The organism is Tabrizicola fusiformis, from assembly GCF_013328815.1.
In the GTDB taxonomy this organism is placed as follows: Bacteria; Pseudomonadota; Alphaproteobacteria; order Rhodobacterales; family Rhodobacteraceae; genus Fuscibacter.
The window spans coordinates 269,027-283,503 of the sequence record NZ_JABUHN010000001.1 but is presented as its reverse complement, the minus strand read 5'-3'; the positions used below and the strand labels follow the sequence as shown (position 1 = coordinate 283,503).

Sequence of the window (14,477 nt, the reverse complement as noted above, 5' to 3'; positions counted from 1 at the left end):
ATGAAGCTGACCCCGAAATCCGCAACCCTGCTGGTGCTGGCCGTGCTTGTCGCGCTGTCGCCGCTGTTCTTCCCCTCGGGCTACTACTACCGGGTGGGCGCGCTGATCTTCGTCAACGGCATCGCTGTGACGGGCATCGTGATCCTGACCGGCTGGGCCGGGCAGATCAGCCTTGGCCATGCCGGCTTTGCCGGGATCGGGGCCTATGCCTGTGCCCTGGCCCCGGCGCATTGGAGCCTGCATCCTGCCTTGGCCGTCGTGCTGGGGGCCGCAATCTCGGCCCTGCTGGCCTGGCTGGTCGGGCGCCCGATCCTGCGGCTCCGCGGCTATTACCTTGGGGTGGCCACGCTTGGCTTTGGCATCCTTGTCTCGATGGTTCTGAACAATGAACGCGACCTGACCCGCGGCCCCGACGGGATCGAGGTGCCGGAGTTGGGCCTGCGTGCGCTGCTGAAGGGCTGGGGGCTCGATCTGTCGAACGGTCAGTTCTGGTATTTCTTCTGCGGTCTCTGCCTGATCGCCGGGGCCTGGCTGGCGCTGAACCTTTACAACAGCCCCACCGGCCGCGCCCTGCGCGCGCTGCACGGGTCAGAGGTGGCGGCGCGCACGGTCGGCGTCGATCTGGCGCGGATGAAGTTGCAGGCTTTCATGATCTCGGCGGTCTATGCCTCTGTCTCCGGTTCGCTTCTGGCGCTGCAGAACAAGTTCATCACGCCGGATGTCGCGGGCTTCATGCATTCGATCGAGATGGTGACCATGGCCGTTCTGGGCGGCGTCGGATCGGTTCTGGGGGCGATTTTCGGGGCGGGTGCGCTGACGCTGCTGCCGCAGGCGCTGACCGTCTTTGCGGAATACGAGCAGATGGTCCTCGGGCTGGTGATGATGCTGGTGATGATCTTCCTGCGTGAAGGGCTGCTGCCCTCGATCCTGCGCAAACTGAGGGGGCGGGGCGAATGACGAGGTCAGACAAGGAAACCCTTCTGTCGGTCGAGGGGCTTGGCATCGCCTTTGGCGGCCTGAAGGCGGTGAACAACGTCAGCTTCGGGGTAAGGCCGGGCGAAATCGTCTCGATCATCGGGCCAAACGGTGCGGGCAAGACCACGCTGTTCAACATGATCTCGGGCATCTACCTGCCCAGCATGGGGCAGGTGACCCTGTCAGGCGAGGATGTAACCGGGATCGCGCCGCATCTTCTTGCCCGCCGGGGCATGAGCCGGACCTTCCAGAACCTCCAGATATTTCAGTCGATGACCGTGCTGGAGAATGCCATCGCAGGTTATCACCTACAGGAGCGCGGGCCGGTGCTGGCCGATCTCTTTGGCCTGCCCTCCTCGCGTGCCCGGGCGAAACGGGCCGAAGCCGGGGCGCGGAAGTTGCTGGAGCGGGTCGGTCTGGACCGGGCAGCAGAGCGAGAGGCCGGGAACCTTTCCTACGGCTCGCTCAAACGGCTGGAGATTGCGCGCGCCCTGGCGCTGGACCCGAAGATCCTGCTGCTGGACGAGCCCGCCGCAGGCTGCAACGCGGTCGAGACCGAAGAGATCGACCACTTGATCGCCGAGGTCGCCGCCTCGGGCGTGGCGATCCTGCTGGTCGAGCATGACATGAAGATGGTCATGCGCATCTCGAACCACATCGTCGTGCTGGACCATGGCGAGAAGATCGCCGAGGGCGACCCGGCAACCGTCAGCCGCAATCCGGCCGTCGTCGCCGCCTATCTGGGAGCCGAAAATGCTGACGGTTGAAGGTTTGCGTTCACGCTATGGGCGCATCGAAGTGCTGCACGGGCTGGACCTGCGGGTTGACTCGGGTGAGATCGTCACCGTGGTCGGCGCGAACGGCGCCGGCAAGACCACGCTTCTGCGCTGCCTTTCGGGGGTGCAGCCGGTGACCGGCGGCACGATCACCTTCCGGGGCGAGGCGCTGACACCCGTTCCCGCATACAAACGCCTGCGGCGCGGGCTGGCGCAATCGCCCGAGGGGCGCCAGATCTTCACCAATCTGACGGTCGAGGAAAACCTCCGGCTCGGCGCCTTTCTCTACAGCGATGACCGCGTGGAAAAGGACATGGAAGACGCCTTTCAGATGTTCCCGATCCTGAAGGAAAAGCGCAACCTCGCGGCTGGCGGCCTGTCCGGCGGCCAGCAGCAGATGCTGGCGATGGCGCGGGCGCTGATGGGGCGGCCCTCCTGTCTTTTGCTGGACGAACCTTCGATGGGTCTGGCCCCGATCATCGTCCAGCAGATCTTTGCGGTGGTGAAAAGCCTGAAGGCGCTGAATGTCACCGTGCTTCTGGTGGAACAGAACGCCTTTGGGGCGCTGCGGATCGCCGACCGGGGCTATGTGATGGAGACTGGCCGCATCTCGATGTCAGGCGCTGCGGAAGAGCTGATCGCCGATCCCCGCATCCGCGCCGCCTATCTGGGGCTCTGACCATGCCAGCCGAAACACCCGTCATCTCGATCACCCGTGACGGCAGCATCGCCATCGTCACCATCGACAACCCGCCGGTAAATGCCCTTGGCCTCAGCTTGCGGCAGGCGTTGTGGCAAACGGCCGAAACACTCGACGCCGATCCCGGCGTGGCGGCTGTGGTGCTTGTCTGCGCCGGTCGCACCTTCATCGCCGGTGCGGATGTGGGCGAATTCGGCGCCCCCCCGGTGCCGCCGCATCTGCCCGATGTGGTCGCCCGGATCGAGGCCGCCCGCGCTCCATGGTTTGCCGCGATCCACGGTTCGGCGCTTGGCGGCGGGTTCGAGGTTGCCATGGGCTGCCGTTTTCGCGTGGCGGTGGCCAGCGCCTCGGTCGGCCTGCCGGAAGTGACGCTCGGCATCGTGCCCGGCGCCTCGGGCACCGTGCGCACTCCGCGGCTTGCAGGCGTTCCGGCTGCGGTGCAGCTGGTGACGACGGGCCGGCCTGTAAAGGCGGCAGAGGCGCTTTCCCTGGGTCTGATCGATGCGATTATCCAAGGCGAGCTGCGCGAAGGTGCCATCGCCTTCGTCCGTGCGGCGCTGACAAAACCTTTGCCCCCTGCAATCTCGGCCCGCCCCGTCGCGGCGCAGACCACGACCTTCTGGGCCGAACAGGAAGCCGCGATTGCCAGACGGGTCAAGGGCGAGACCGCGCCGCTGCGCGCGCTGGCCGCAATTCGCAAGGCCACCGAGGCGCCGTTTGCCGAGGCGATGGCGCATGAGCGAGAGACCTTCCTTGAACTGCGCGCTTCGGATCAGGCGGCGGCGCTGCGGCATGTGTTCTTTGCCGAACGCGCGGCGCCACGGCCCGCACACCTGAAAAGCGCAGCCCCCCTGCCGCTGCGCAATGCCGCGGTCATCGGCGGTGGCACCATGGGCGCCGGGATCGTCGCTGCCCTCCGTGACGCCGGACTTCCCGTCACCCTGATCGAACGCGATGACGCGGCGCTTGACCGCGGTCTCACCAACGTCCGGGCCATCTTCGACGGTGGGGTGAAACGCGGCAAGCTGACCGAGGCGCAGGCCGCCGACCGGATGGCCGGTGTCACCACAACCTGCGACTATGCGGCATTGGCCGATGTCGATCTGGTGATCGAAGCGGTGTTCGAGGAGATAGGCGTAAAACGCGCCGTCTTTGCCGAACTTGGGCGGGTCTGCCGCCCGGATACTGTGCTGGCAACGAACACCTCATACCTTGATCCCCGGTGCATTGCCGAGGGTGTCGCCATGCCCGGCCGCTTCATCGGTCTGCATTTCTTCAGCCCGGCCCATGTGATGAAGTTGCTTGAAATCGTGCCGATCCCCGAGACCGCCCCCGAAACGCTTGCCACGGGTTTTGCCCTTGGTCGCGCCTTGGGCAAAATCCCGGTTCAGGCCGGCATATGCGAGGGCTTCATCGGCAACCGTATCCTGAAACGCTATCGCGCCGCCGCAGAATCTCTGGTCCGGCAGGGCATTGCCATCGAAGCGGTCGATGCGGCAATGCGCGGCTATGGTTTTGCCATGGGGCCGTTCGAGGCGCAGGATCTGGGCGGCCTCGACATTGCCCATCTGCAACGCGAAGCGGCGCGGGCGGCAGGGCAAGCGGTGCCTGAAACCCTGGGCGACATCCTCGTTCGTGCGGGCCGCAAGGGGCAAAAGACCGGCGGCGGCTGGTATGACTATCCCCCGGGCGAGCGGCGCCCGCAGCCATCGGCCACCACCGGCACGCTGCTGTCCGGCGCGATCAGAGCGGGTGCGGCCCTGACGCCTGAGGCCATTGCCAAGCGGCTGGTGGATGAAATGGCGGCTGAGGGTGCAGCACTTCTGGCCGAGGGTATCGCCCGCAACGCGGCGGACATCGACCTGGTGGAAATCCACGGTTACGGCTTCCCGCGCTGGCGGGGCGGCCCGATGTTTGCGACACGCAGGAAGGGTGCGGCCAAGCCTTGAGCCAACGCGGTTCGCCCCCTAGGGCGCAAGAAAGGCCCCGAAGGTCACGCTCCGGGGCCTTGTCCTGAGATCGGCGGTCTATTCGGCGGCAGAATCCCAGCCGGAAATCGCCTTGGCCTCAAGGAACTCTTCCAGCCCCCAGATGCCCCCCTCACGCGCGCGGCCCGAAGCCTTGACCCCGCCAAATGGCGAACCACCAGCGCGGCTCTTGCCGTTCATCTGCACCATGCCGGATTTCAGGCGCAGCGCCATGCGGTTACGCTTGGCCCCGTCCTGCGACTGGACATAGTTGGTCAGGCCATAGGGCGTGTCATTGGCGATGCGGATCGCCTCTTCCTCACCCTCAAAGGGGATCATGGCAAGGACCGGGCCGAAGATTTCCTCGCGCTCAATGGTCATGCCGGGGGTAACATCGGCAAAGACGGTGGGTTTGACATAGAAGCCGCGGTTGAAACCTTCGGGTAGGCCGGGGCCACCGGCGATCAGGCGTGCGCCCTCGTCAATACCCTTCTGGATATAGCCCTGAATCTGGTCCCATTGCCGCTTGTTCACCACCGGGCCGATATGGTCGCCCTCGGCGCTGGCGGGGCCAACGGCGATGCTGTCGGCCACCTGCGCGGCGATCTGCACGGCACGGTCATAGATCGGACGCTCCACCAGCATCCGGCTGGGTGCGTTGCAGGACTGGCCGGTGTTGTCCATCATGTGGCGCACGCCGCGTTCCACCGCGCGGTCATCGGCATCGGCAAAGATCACGTTGGCGCCCTTGCCGCCCAGTTCCAGCGTCACCCGCTTCAGCGTGTCGGCAGCGGCCTTGGAAATCGCCCGCCCGGCGCGGGTCGAGCCGGTGAACGAGATCATTTCCACATCGGGATGGGTAGACAACTGGCTGCCGACACCCGCCCCATCGCCGTTGACAAGGTTGAAGACACCCGGCGGCAGGCCCGCGTCATGGCAGAATTCGGCAAAGATCATCGCGTTCAGCGGCGATTCCTCGGACGGCTTCAGAACGCAGGTGCAGCCCGCCAGAATCGCCGGAATGGCCTTCAGCGCGATCTGGTTCATCGGCCAGTTCCAAGGGGTGATCAGGCCGACCACGCCGATCGGCTCCATCGAGATGCGGTCGTTCGGGGCATGTGGGCCAAGCGGGCGCACCCATTCGATATGGTCGAAGGCGGTCAGGAAATTCTTGGTGTGCCACGGCAGGCAAGGCGCCTGCTGTTCGCGCGCATGTTTCAGCGGCGAGCCCATTTCAAGGCTGATCGCCTGCGCCAACTCTTCCTTGCGCGCCTCATACTGTTCCAGAATGCGGACAACGGCAGCGCGGCGTTCAGCCGGCGGCGTGGCGGCCCAGCCGGGGAAAGCGGCCTTGGCGGCGGCAACGGCGGCATCGGTATCGGCACGGTCACCCAGCGAGATGATGGCAACCTCGTCCTCGTTCGAGGGGTTGATGACGGCACAGTCGCGCGGGGTGGCGGGGGCAACCCAAGCCCCGTTGATGTAGAATTCGCGGCGAATGATCATGGCAGACCTCCTGTTGCGGGCAGAGGGTGGCATTGTGCCGCGCGGGGCGCAAGCCGATGCGCGCCACGTTTGATCAAACCGCGACGCCCTGGCTGCATTGTGGCAGCATGGGCTTGGGTATAGAACGGCGCGCAGGCGGCGAGGTGGGCGATGTTTTCCGAACTGATCATCACGACATACGAGAACCCGCGCGCGCTGGCGCTGTGTCTTGAATCGCTGCGATATCAGACGCGGATGTGTGACGGCATCTGCATTGCCGATGACGGGTCGGGGGCGGAAACGGCGGCGGTGATCGCCCGCTATGTGGCCGAAAACCCGGCGGTGCCGCTGCGCCATGTCTGGCACGAAGACCGCGGGTTTGAGAAATGCGCGATTCTGAACAAGGCCATCGCATCAAGCGGGGCCGAGTTTCTGGTGTTTCTGGACGGCGATGTGATCCTGCACCCCCGGTTCATCGCCCGGCATTTTGAACTGGCGCGGCCGGGGCGGTTTAGCAGCGGCGGGATCATCCGGCTGGACGCCAAAGCCTCGGCGGCGGTGACGGCACAGGACATTGCCAGCGGGCGGCTGTTCGACCGGGGCTGGCTGCGTGCGAACCGGGCGATTGACCGGCTGGGCACCTGGCTGAAGACCATGCCGTTCGGGCCGCGCGTGATGGGCTGGTTCGACCGCCTGACCCCGGTGCCGAAATCGCTGCTGGGCGCGAACTGGTCGGCGTTCCGCGCCGATATCCTGAAGGTCAACGGCTTTGACGAGACGATCAAGTATGGCGGGCTGGACAAGGAAATGGGGTTCCGGCTGATGAATGCGGGGATTGCGGGGCAGCACATGCGCTATACGGCACCCCTCTTGCATCTGGACCACCCGCGCGGCTATCGAGACCCGGATCGGGTGCGCCGCCAGAAGGCCGCATTGCACGCGACGCGGCGTTCGGGCCAATTCTGGACCGAGAATGGTCTTACCCGGAAAGGTGACTGAATGTTCTTCCGCCCCAAGATTTACCTGCCGCCGCTGACCTTCCCCGATGCTGAACGCGATCTGCTCTGCGCCACCTATGAGGCGGCAAGCCGGATCGTCGAATATGGCTCGGGCGGGTCAACGCTGGTTGCGGCGGCGGCGGGCAAGCCGATTCTGTCGGTGGAAAGCGATCGGAAATGGGCCGCGAACATGAACGCCGTGCTGGCGCGCGACTTTTCGGGCGCCCGGGCCGAGGTGATCTGGTGCGATGTCGGCCCGACCAAGAAATGGGGCACCCCGCGCGGCACGGCGGCCCACCGCCAGTTCCATCTCTATCCGCTGGCGGTCTGGGACCGGCCCGATGTGGGGGTGCCCGATGTGGTGCTGGTTGACGGGCGGTTCCGCATCGCCTGCTTTTGCGCGACCGTGCTGCGGATGACGGCGCCGGTAACCCTGCTGTTTGACGATTACGTCAGCCGGCCCGAATATGCCGTGGTCGAGCAACTGGTGAAACCCCACCGGATCACCGGGCGGATGGCCGAATTCCGGCTGGAGCCGATGCAGGTTCCGCAGGATCAGTGGACCTGGTTCATCGGGGCTTTTGCGCGAACCCGCTAATAACGAGAAAACTGGTCGCCTTTTCTTCGCAACGGGGTTACACCTGTTGCTACCACCCTCGGCTCATACAGGAGTTGCACCATGGGCATCCGCATCAACGATATCGCCCCCGATTTCACTGCCGAATCCACTGCCGGGACCATTCATTTCCATGAGTGGCTGGCCGACAGTTATGCGATCATCTTCAGCCACCCGCGCGACTTTACCCCGGTCTGCACGACCGAGTTCGGCGCCGTGGCGCAACTGGCCGCCGAATGGGCCAAGCGCAAGACCAAGGTCATCGGCGTGTCGGTTGATTCGGTCGCGGATCACGAGAAATGGAAGCGCGACATCGAGGCGTTTTCGGGCAGCCCGGCCGATTTCCCGATCATCGACGACACCTCGCTGACGGTGTCGAAAGCCTATGACATGCTGCCGGCTGATTTCTATCTGCCGACCGAAGGCCGCACCCCGGCCAACTCGGCCACGGTGCGGACGGTCTACATCATCGGGCCAGACAAGAAGGTGCGGCTGACCATGACCTATCCGATGTCGGTGGGCCGCAACTTTGCCGAGATCCTGCGGGCGCTCGATGCGGTGCAGGCCACCGACGGCGTGCCCTTCGCCACCCCGGCCAACTGGGTGCCCGGTCAGGATGTGATCGTGGCGCTGTCGGTTTCGACCGACGATGCCAAGGCGAAATTCGGCGATCTGGACATCAAGCTGCCCTATCTGCGCTTCGCCAAGCGCCCGGTGTAAGGCGATTGGGGGGCTGCGGCCCCCCATTTGCTAGCCGTGCCACGCTCCGGCAAGGCGGCCGCGGGCATGGGCGCGGCCACTTGCGTTGCGCCACGCCTGCCGCTCAAGACAAAATCCCAGCGCCTTGATCCACCCCAGAACACGCGGCAGCGGCAGGCCATGCTTGCGCGCGGCATGGATATAAGACCGGCTGAGGTGATAGCCCCGCTGCCATGAAAGCGTGGGCGAGCGCGGGGTGCTGCTGCCGGGCTGGTGGGTAACCCTGGCGGCTGGCACCAGAACCAGCGGGCCGAAGGCGGCGCGCAGCCGCAACGACAGGTCATCATCCTCATAATAAAGGAAGATCGCCGGATCAAAGCCGCCAATCGCCTGAAATGCCGACCGCCGCACCAGAAGCGCCGCCCCGCTGAGAACCGGCATTTCGGTTTCCCTCTGCGGCGGTTGCGCAGGGGCGAAACGGTCGGTCGGGGAAAGCTCGGTCAGCCGCTTGTAGCTGATCCGCCCGGCGGCATCGGTCAGCGTGGGGCCAAAGGCCACCGCCGCAGGATGGCGGCGGGCCGCGTCCAGCAGTGTCGCAAGGCAACCGGGGTGCAGCCGGGCATCGGGATTGAGAAACAGAAGAAACCCCGTCGTCACCTCCGCGGCCCCCAGATTGCAGCCCCGGCCAAAGCCGATGTTGCCCGGCGCCGGGATCAGCCGCACGCCCTGCCCCACCGCCCAATCGGCCAACCCCGCTTCGCCTGCATTGTCCACCACCACCAGCGGCACCCCGGGCGGCAGACTGCCCGCCATCGCCGGCAGCACGGCAAGGCTGTGATAGGCAACGGTGATAACGGTGACGTCCATGCGGGGAGAACTGTGGGCTTCAGCCCTCCTCGGCTTCATGCCGGATGATGTCGATCAGGGGTTTGAAACCATAGATCGCGGGCCTCCGTCCGGCCCCCGCCTCAATCTGTGACAAGATACCGACCTCGCGCAGTTTGCGGGTCATGCTTGCCGCAACATGGGCTGGAATCCGGTCATGGCCCGTGAACCTGCTGTTCTTGAAGCTCGGATTGGCAAACATGAAATCCAGCGCCTCGATTGCCCACTCGCTTTTCAACTCATCGCGGAAGCGCAGCTTCATTTCGTCATACAGCCGGAAGATTCGTTCCGCGACGGTAATATTGCGCTCCGCTTGATCGCGCAGCCCGTCGAGGAAGAACACGCACCATTCTGTCCATTCCCCATGTGACGAGACACGCCGCATCATGTCGATATAGTCATCGCGGTGCCGCTCGAAGTAGGAACTGACGTAGAAATGCGGCTGCCGGATCAGCCCCGAGGTCCACAACATCAGGGTGATGAGCATCCGCCCGATCCGGCCATTGCCATCCTTGAACGGATGAAGCGCCTCGAACTCGACATGGGCGATGGCGGTCTTGAGCAGCCGGTTGAGCGGAGCCTCCCGAATAAAGCCGACAAGCGATTGCATTCCCAGAGGCAGAGCCTCGGGGCTGATCGGCACGAAGGAGACCGCCTGGCGGCGGCGCTCTCCGATATAATTTTGCTCGGTCTTGTAGGCGCCCGGGGATTTGGTGGCACCGCGCCCCCATGACAGCAGAATCTGATGTGCGGTTCGGATCAGATGCTCGGACAGAGGAACTCCGGCCTCAATCTCGCGCTGGATGCGTTGCATCGCACGCGCATAGAGGAAGGTCTCGACGGCTTCACTGCGGGCCAGACGGAATGCTTCGTCCTGACCGGCGTCGCCTTCGGCCTCGATCCGCAAAACCTCGTCCAAGGTCGAGATCGTGCCCTCCATGCGCGAAGAAACAACGGCCTCCTGATTGCGAAGCGGCGCCAGCAGAATTTCGCTGTTGTGCATGGCCGCAAGCATCTGGTCATAGCGCGAAATGGCGGCGGCGGTTTCCGTCGCCGGGTCAAGCAGGGTTTCATAACGCAGATTTTGCGGTGGAAAGACGCCATAGTGATAGGAAACAGCGCCGAGAAGACGATCCGGCATAGCTTGTCGTACTCCGATAGCCCCAAGAACTACGATAACATCCGTAGTAGCAGCGCTGCCGACGACAAGCAAGGTTGTCGTTCTTCATTGCCCAAACTGGCTACGACAACCACGTTTGTCCCATGCTTAAATCGCACAATCCTGCTCGTCACAGACAAAGCGGCAAGTTGGACACGACAAAGGCCCCGAGGTTTCCCCCGGGGCCTTTGCTTAATGTGGAAAGGATCAGCCTTCGGCCGATTCTTCCTTTTTCTCGGTGATTTCGAGGCCGGTTTCCTGATCGACCATCTTCATGCCGAGGCGGACCTTGCCGCGCTCGTCGAAGCCGAGCAGCTTGACCTTCACTTCCTGGCCTTCCTTCAGCACCTCGTTCGGGTGGGTCAGGCGCTTGTTGGCGATCTGGGAGACGTGGACCAGACCGTCGCGCTTGCCGAAGAAGTTCACGAAGGCGCCGAAATCGACCAGCTTCACCACCTTGCCGGTGTAGATCTGACCTTCTTCCGGTTCGGCCACGATCGACCAGATCATGTCATAGGCCTTCTTGATGGCCTTCTGGTCGTTCGAGGCGATCTTGATCACGCCATCGTCGTTGATATCGACCTTGGCGCCCGACACTTCGACGATTTCGCGGATGACCTTGCCGCCCGAGCCGATCACTTCACGGATCTTGTCGGTCGGGATCGAGAGGGTCTCGATCTTCGGCGCGTATTGGCTGAACGCCTGCGCCGAGGTCAGCGACTTGGCCATTTCGCCCAGGATATGCAGACGGCCGTCCTTGGCCTGCGCCAGCGCCTGCTCCATGATCTCGGGCGTGATGCCCGCAACCTTGATATCCATCTGCAGCGAGGTGATGCCGGCTGCGGTCCCGGCAACCTTGAAGTCCATGTCGCCGAGGTGATCCTCGTCGCCGAGGATGTCGGTCAGCACGGCCCAGCGGCCATCGTCTTCAAGGATCAGGCCCATGGCCACACCGGCGACCGGCGCCTTCAGCGGCACACCCGCATCCATCATCGACAGCGAACCGCCGCAGACCGAAGCCATCGAGGACGAGCCGTTCGACTCGGTGATCTCGGAGACAACACGGATGGTATAGGGGAAGTCGGTCGGCGCGGGCAGAACCGCCTGCAGCGCACGCCATGCCAGCTTGCCATGGCCGATTTCGCGGCGGCCGGGCGAGCCGACGCGACCGACTTCACCAACCGAATAGGGCGGGAAGTTGTAGTGCAGCAGGAAGTTCGAGCGCGAGTTGCCATGCAGGGCGTCGATGATCTGCTCATCCTCGCCGGTGCCGAGGGTGGTCACGACCAGGCCCTGGGTTTCGCCACGGGTGAACAGCGCCGAGCCATGGGTCCGCGGCAGGATGCCGGTTTCGCAGGTGATGGCGCGGACGGTCTTGGTGTCACGACCGTCGATGCGGGTGCCGTTCGACACCACGTCGCCGCGCAGGATCGAGCTTTCCAGCTTCTTGATCGCCGAGCCAAGGTTGGCGTCGGCCTGATCTTCCGCCGACAGCGCGCCCTTGATCGCCGAAACGGCAGCCGAGATGGCGTTGGTGCGGTCCTGCTTGTCGCGGATGGCGAAGGCGGCGCGCATCTGCGCCTCACCGGCGGCTTTCACGCGGGCGTAAAGGTCGGAGTAGTCGGGCGCGTGGAAATCGAAGGGTTCCTTGGCGCTGTCTTCGGCGAAGTCGATGATCAGGTCGATCACCGGCTGCATCGCGGCATGGCCGAACTTCACCGCGCCCAGCATTTCCTCTTCGGTCAGCTCATAGGCTTCGGATTCCACCATCATCACGGCGTCCTTGGTGCCGGCGATGACCAGATCAAGGCGCTGCTCGGGGTTGGCACGCAGGTTATGCATGTCATCGACCGAGGGGTTCAGCACATAATTGCCGTTCGAGAAGCCGACGCGCGCAGCGCCGATCGGGCCCATGAAGGGCACGCCCGAAATGGTCAGCGCTGCCGAAGCGGCGATCATGGCGACGATATCGGGATCGTTGACCAGATCGTGCGACAGCACGGTCGCCATGACGAGGACTTCATGCTTGAAGCCTTCGACGAACAGCGGACGGCAGGGACGGTCGATCAGGCGCGAGGTCAGCGTCTCTTTCTCGGACGGACGGGCTTCACGCTTGAAGAAGCCGCCGGGGATCTTGCCGGCAGCATAGTATTTTTCCTGGTAATGCACGGTCAGCGGGAAGAAGTCCTGCCCCGGCTTGGGCGCTTTGGCGAAGGTCACATTGGCCATGACCGAGGTTTCCCCCAGCGTGGCAATGACCGAACCATCGGCCTGACGGGCAACCTTGCCCGTTTCCAGCGTGAGCGTTTCGTTGCCCCACTGGATGGATTTCGTCGTCACATTGAACATATATCGTTCCTCAAGGAGGCATCCCGGCCCCTGCCGGTCCTCCGTTTGCATGGCGGCCCCATTGCCGCCGCCCCCTATCCTTTGCATGTGGCCGGGGGCATGGCCTCACGTCGCAGATTGCGGGCGCATACAGGAAAACGGGGGGTTTGGGAAGGGGAGGCTCAACCGCAAGCTTTGGAAATACCAAAAGGCGCTCGGCCTTGGGCTGTTGATGCGCTCAGAGCCCGCTTCTGATGACCGAGAATACGAGCCAAGCCAGAAGAGCCAGCACGAACCCTCCGGCAATCAGGTCAAACGGCGGCCCAGCAAGAAATCCAACGCAGATCAAGGCGCTTGCGACAGCCCCTGCGCGCATGACAGCCTTGCGCTGCGGTTGACCGACCACCGACAACACAGCGAAGACGATGGCAGCAAAGGCACTTACGGCGGGCCAACCGACCATTTTACCCCGACCTTTCCCGTCGAACCTGCCGTCAAAGTTCGCATGTTTTCAAAGGCCGACGACACGCCACAACAAGCCATAATCATGTCTTGGCATCAAATGAAAACGCCCGCAGGTTTCCCCGCGGGCGTTCCGTGAAACCGTGGTTCCGCTCAGCGGCGCAGGCCCAGACGCTGGATCAGCGTGTTGTAGCGGGCCTCGTCCTTGGCCTTGAGGTAGTCCAAGAGCTTGCGGCGCTGGGCCACCTGCATCAGCAGGCCGCGGCGGGAGTGGTTGTCTTTCTTGTGCGACTTGAAGTGTTCGGTCAGGGTCGCAATGCGCGAGGACAGGATCGCAACCTGCACTTCGGGCGAGCCGGTGTCGCCTTCCTTGGTCGCGTATTCCTTGATCAGGCGGGCTTTTTCTTCAACGGTGATCGACATCGGGATCTCCTTGCGGTTGGTGTGACGGCACAAGCCGGGATGTCGTCCAGCAGGGCCCTTGCCCCCTCTCACAAGGGGATGCGGGCGTATAGGGGAAAGCCGCGCGAAAGGGAAGCGGTTTCTGCACCCGGCCCGTCGCGCGGCACGCCCCCGGCAATCGTTTACCAATTCCCAAGATCGCCTCCCGGCCCGCTGGAAGCAAGCCGTCCCCTGTGATAGAGTATCGCTTGGAACATCCTGTTTTCATTGGAAGTTTCGTTAACTTTTCTTAACGGCCCCAGCGGTTCGGGGCGCAGGGGTGTGCGGTGCTGGGTTTATTGGGTCTTCTGGGGGCACTGATGGCGGGCCTCGCTGCCGACGCATTCATGTTCGCCGAAAAGGGCCATGGCGACAGCGAAGACGGGGCATCCGACACCGACCACCCCGAGGTGCAGGAGCCGCCCCGCGACCTCAGCCTGCTGGAGGGCGACGATGCCGGGATGCCTACCTCTGACGACACGCCCGACCCTGCCGAGCCGGATGAGGTTCTGTCCGGCAGCAGCGACGCCGATGTGATCGACAGCCACGGCGGTGATGATTCGGTCACAGGCCGGGAGGGAGACGATCTCCTTGGCGGCCGGGATGGCGACGACACGCTGTCGGGCGGCGACGGACGCGACGCGCTGGATGGCGGCGCGGGCGACGACTGGCTGATCGGCGATGCCGGAGACGACCAGTTGGTCGCGGGCGCCGGCGATGATCTGCTGCTGGGCGGCACCGGCAATGACCGGCTGGCTGGGTGTGAGGGCGACGATTCCCTGAACGGCGGCAGCGGCAACGACAGCCTGACCGGCGGCGAAGGCGCCGATACGGTGAACGGCGATACCGGCGACGATGAGGTTGCCGGTGGCCTTGGCGACGATCTGCTGACAGGCGGCGCCGGCCGCGATGTGCTTGAGGGGGGGCAGGCAATGACAGCCTCGACGGCGGGCCCGACGCCGAAACCGATTTCCTGAACGGCGGTC

The 14,477-nt window shown here is 64.2% G+C and carries 14 protein-coding genes; 9 read left to right on the top strand and 5 right to left on the bottom strand.

The window, feature by feature from the left end:
- The 4 genes from HS053_RS01350 to HS053_RS01335 are packed head-to-tail and all read left to right on the top strand — an operon-like array spanning position 1 to position 4,400.
- Complete coding sequence (locus HS053_RS01350; protein WP_174209385.1) at positions 1 to 957, top strand: branched-chain amino acid ABC transporter permease; 957 nt, start codon at positions 1 to 3, stop codon at positions 955 to 957.
- Positions 954 to 1,742, top strand: a complete 789-nt coding sequence (locus HS053_RS01345) for an ABC transporter ATP-binding protein (RefSeq protein WP_174209384.1) — start codon at positions 954 to 956, stop codon at positions 1,740 to 1,742. Before HS053_RS01350 ends, HS053_RS01345 begins: the two co-directional genes overlap by 4 nt.
- A complete protein-coding gene (locus tag HS053_RS01340) occupies positions 1,729 to 2,430 on the top strand; it encodes an ABC transporter ATP-binding protein (protein ID WP_174209383.1) in 702 nt (233 codons plus the stop codon). Before HS053_RS01345 ends, HS053_RS01340 begins: the two co-directional genes overlap by 14 nt.
- A 2-nt stretch (positions 2,431 to 2,432) precedes the next feature.
- Positions 2,433 to 4,400 carry a 3-hydroxyacyl-CoA dehydrogenase NAD-binding domain-containing protein gene (locus HS053_RS01335; RefSeq protein WP_174209382.1) on the top strand — a complete coding sequence of 656 codons (1,968 nt, stop codon included), beginning with the start codon at positions 2,433 to 2,435 and terminating at the stop codon, positions 4,398 to 4,400.
- Positions 4,401 to 4,478: 78 nt separating this feature from the next.
- Here HS053_RS01335 and HS053_RS01330 read toward each other — a convergent pair whose 3' ends face one another.
- Complete coding sequence (locus HS053_RS01330) at positions 4,479 to 5,924, bottom strand: aldehyde dehydrogenase family protein (RefSeq protein WP_174209381.1); 1,446 nt, start codon at positions 5,922 to 5,924, stop codon at positions 4,479 to 4,481.
- A 150-nt stretch (positions 5,925 to 6,074) separates the two neighbouring features.
- On the opposite strand from HS053_RS01330, the gene HS053_RS01325 reads away from it, so the two are divergent.
- The 3 genes from HS053_RS01325 (at position 6,075) to HS053_RS01315 (ending at position 8,237) form a co-directional block, all read left to right on the top strand.
- The gene (locus HS053_RS01325) at positions 6,075 to 6,902 is read left to right on the top strand and encodes a glycosyltransferase (RefSeq protein ID WP_174209380.1); all 828 of its coding nucleotides are present in this window, start codon (positions 6,075 to 6,077) and stop codon (positions 6,900 to 6,902) included.
- Positions 6,903 to 7,499: a hypothetical protein gene (locus HS053_RS01320; RefSeq protein ID WP_174209379.1), complete on the top strand. Its 597-nt coding sequence runs from the start codon at positions 6,903 to 6,905 to the stop codon at positions 7,497 to 7,499.
- A gap of 81 nt (positions 7,500 to 7,580) precedes the next feature.
- Positions 7,581 to 8,237, top strand: coding sequence for a peroxiredoxin (locus tag HS053_RS01315; protein WP_174209378.1), 657 nt, complete (start codon positions 7,581 to 7,583; stop codon positions 8,235 to 8,237).
- A gap of 30 nt (positions 8,238 to 8,267) precedes the next feature.
- Here HS053_RS01315 and HS053_RS01310 read toward each other — a convergent pair whose 3' ends face one another.
- From HS053_RS01310 to pnp, 3 genes are all read right to left on the bottom strand, one after another.
- Entirely contained in the window at positions 8,268 to 9,083 is an 816-nt protein-coding gene (locus HS053_RS01310) for a glycosyltransferase family 2 protein (protein ID WP_174209377.1), read from the bottom strand.
- Positions 9,084 to 9,102: 19 nt separating this feature from the next.
- Positions 9,103 to 10,314, bottom strand: a complete 1,212-nt coding sequence (locus HS053_RS01305; RefSeq protein WP_241699715.1) for a Fic family protein — start codon at positions 10,312 to 10,314, stop codon at positions 9,103 to 9,105.
- A gap of 153 nt (positions 10,315 to 10,467) precedes the next feature.
- Positions 10,468 to 12,609 (bottom strand): polyribonucleotide nucleotidyltransferase, encoded by a 2,142-nt coding sequence (gene pnp / locus HS053_RS01300; RefSeq protein ID WP_174209376.1) that lies wholly within the window; start codon positions 12,607 to 12,609, stop codon positions 10,468 to 10,470.
- A gap of 208 nt (positions 12,610 to 12,817) precedes the next feature.
- Between pnp and HS053_RS01295 the strand changes: the two genes are divergently transcribed.
- Positions 12,818 to 13,189: a hypothetical protein gene (locus HS053_RS01295; protein WP_174209375.1), complete on the top strand. Its 372-nt coding sequence runs from the start codon at positions 12,818 to 12,820 to the stop codon at positions 13,187 to 13,189.
- Between the two features lie 14 nt (positions 13,190 to 13,203).
- Here HS053_RS01295 and rpsO read toward each other — a convergent pair whose 3' ends face one another.
- Complete coding sequence (gene rpsO / locus HS053_RS01290) at positions 13,204 to 13,473, bottom strand: 30S ribosomal protein S15 (RefSeq protein ID WP_174209374.1); 270 nt, start codon at positions 13,471 to 13,473, stop codon at positions 13,204 to 13,206.
- Positions 13,474 to 13,811: 338 nt separating this feature from the next.
- On the opposite strand from rpsO, the gene HS053_RS01285 reads away from it, so the two are divergent.
- Positions 13,812 to 14,468, top strand: a complete 657-nt coding sequence (locus HS053_RS01285) for a calcium-binding protein (RefSeq protein ID WP_174209373.1) — start codon at positions 13,812 to 13,814, stop codon at positions 14,466 to 14,468.
- Positions 14,469 to 14,477: the final 9 nt, after the last annotated feature.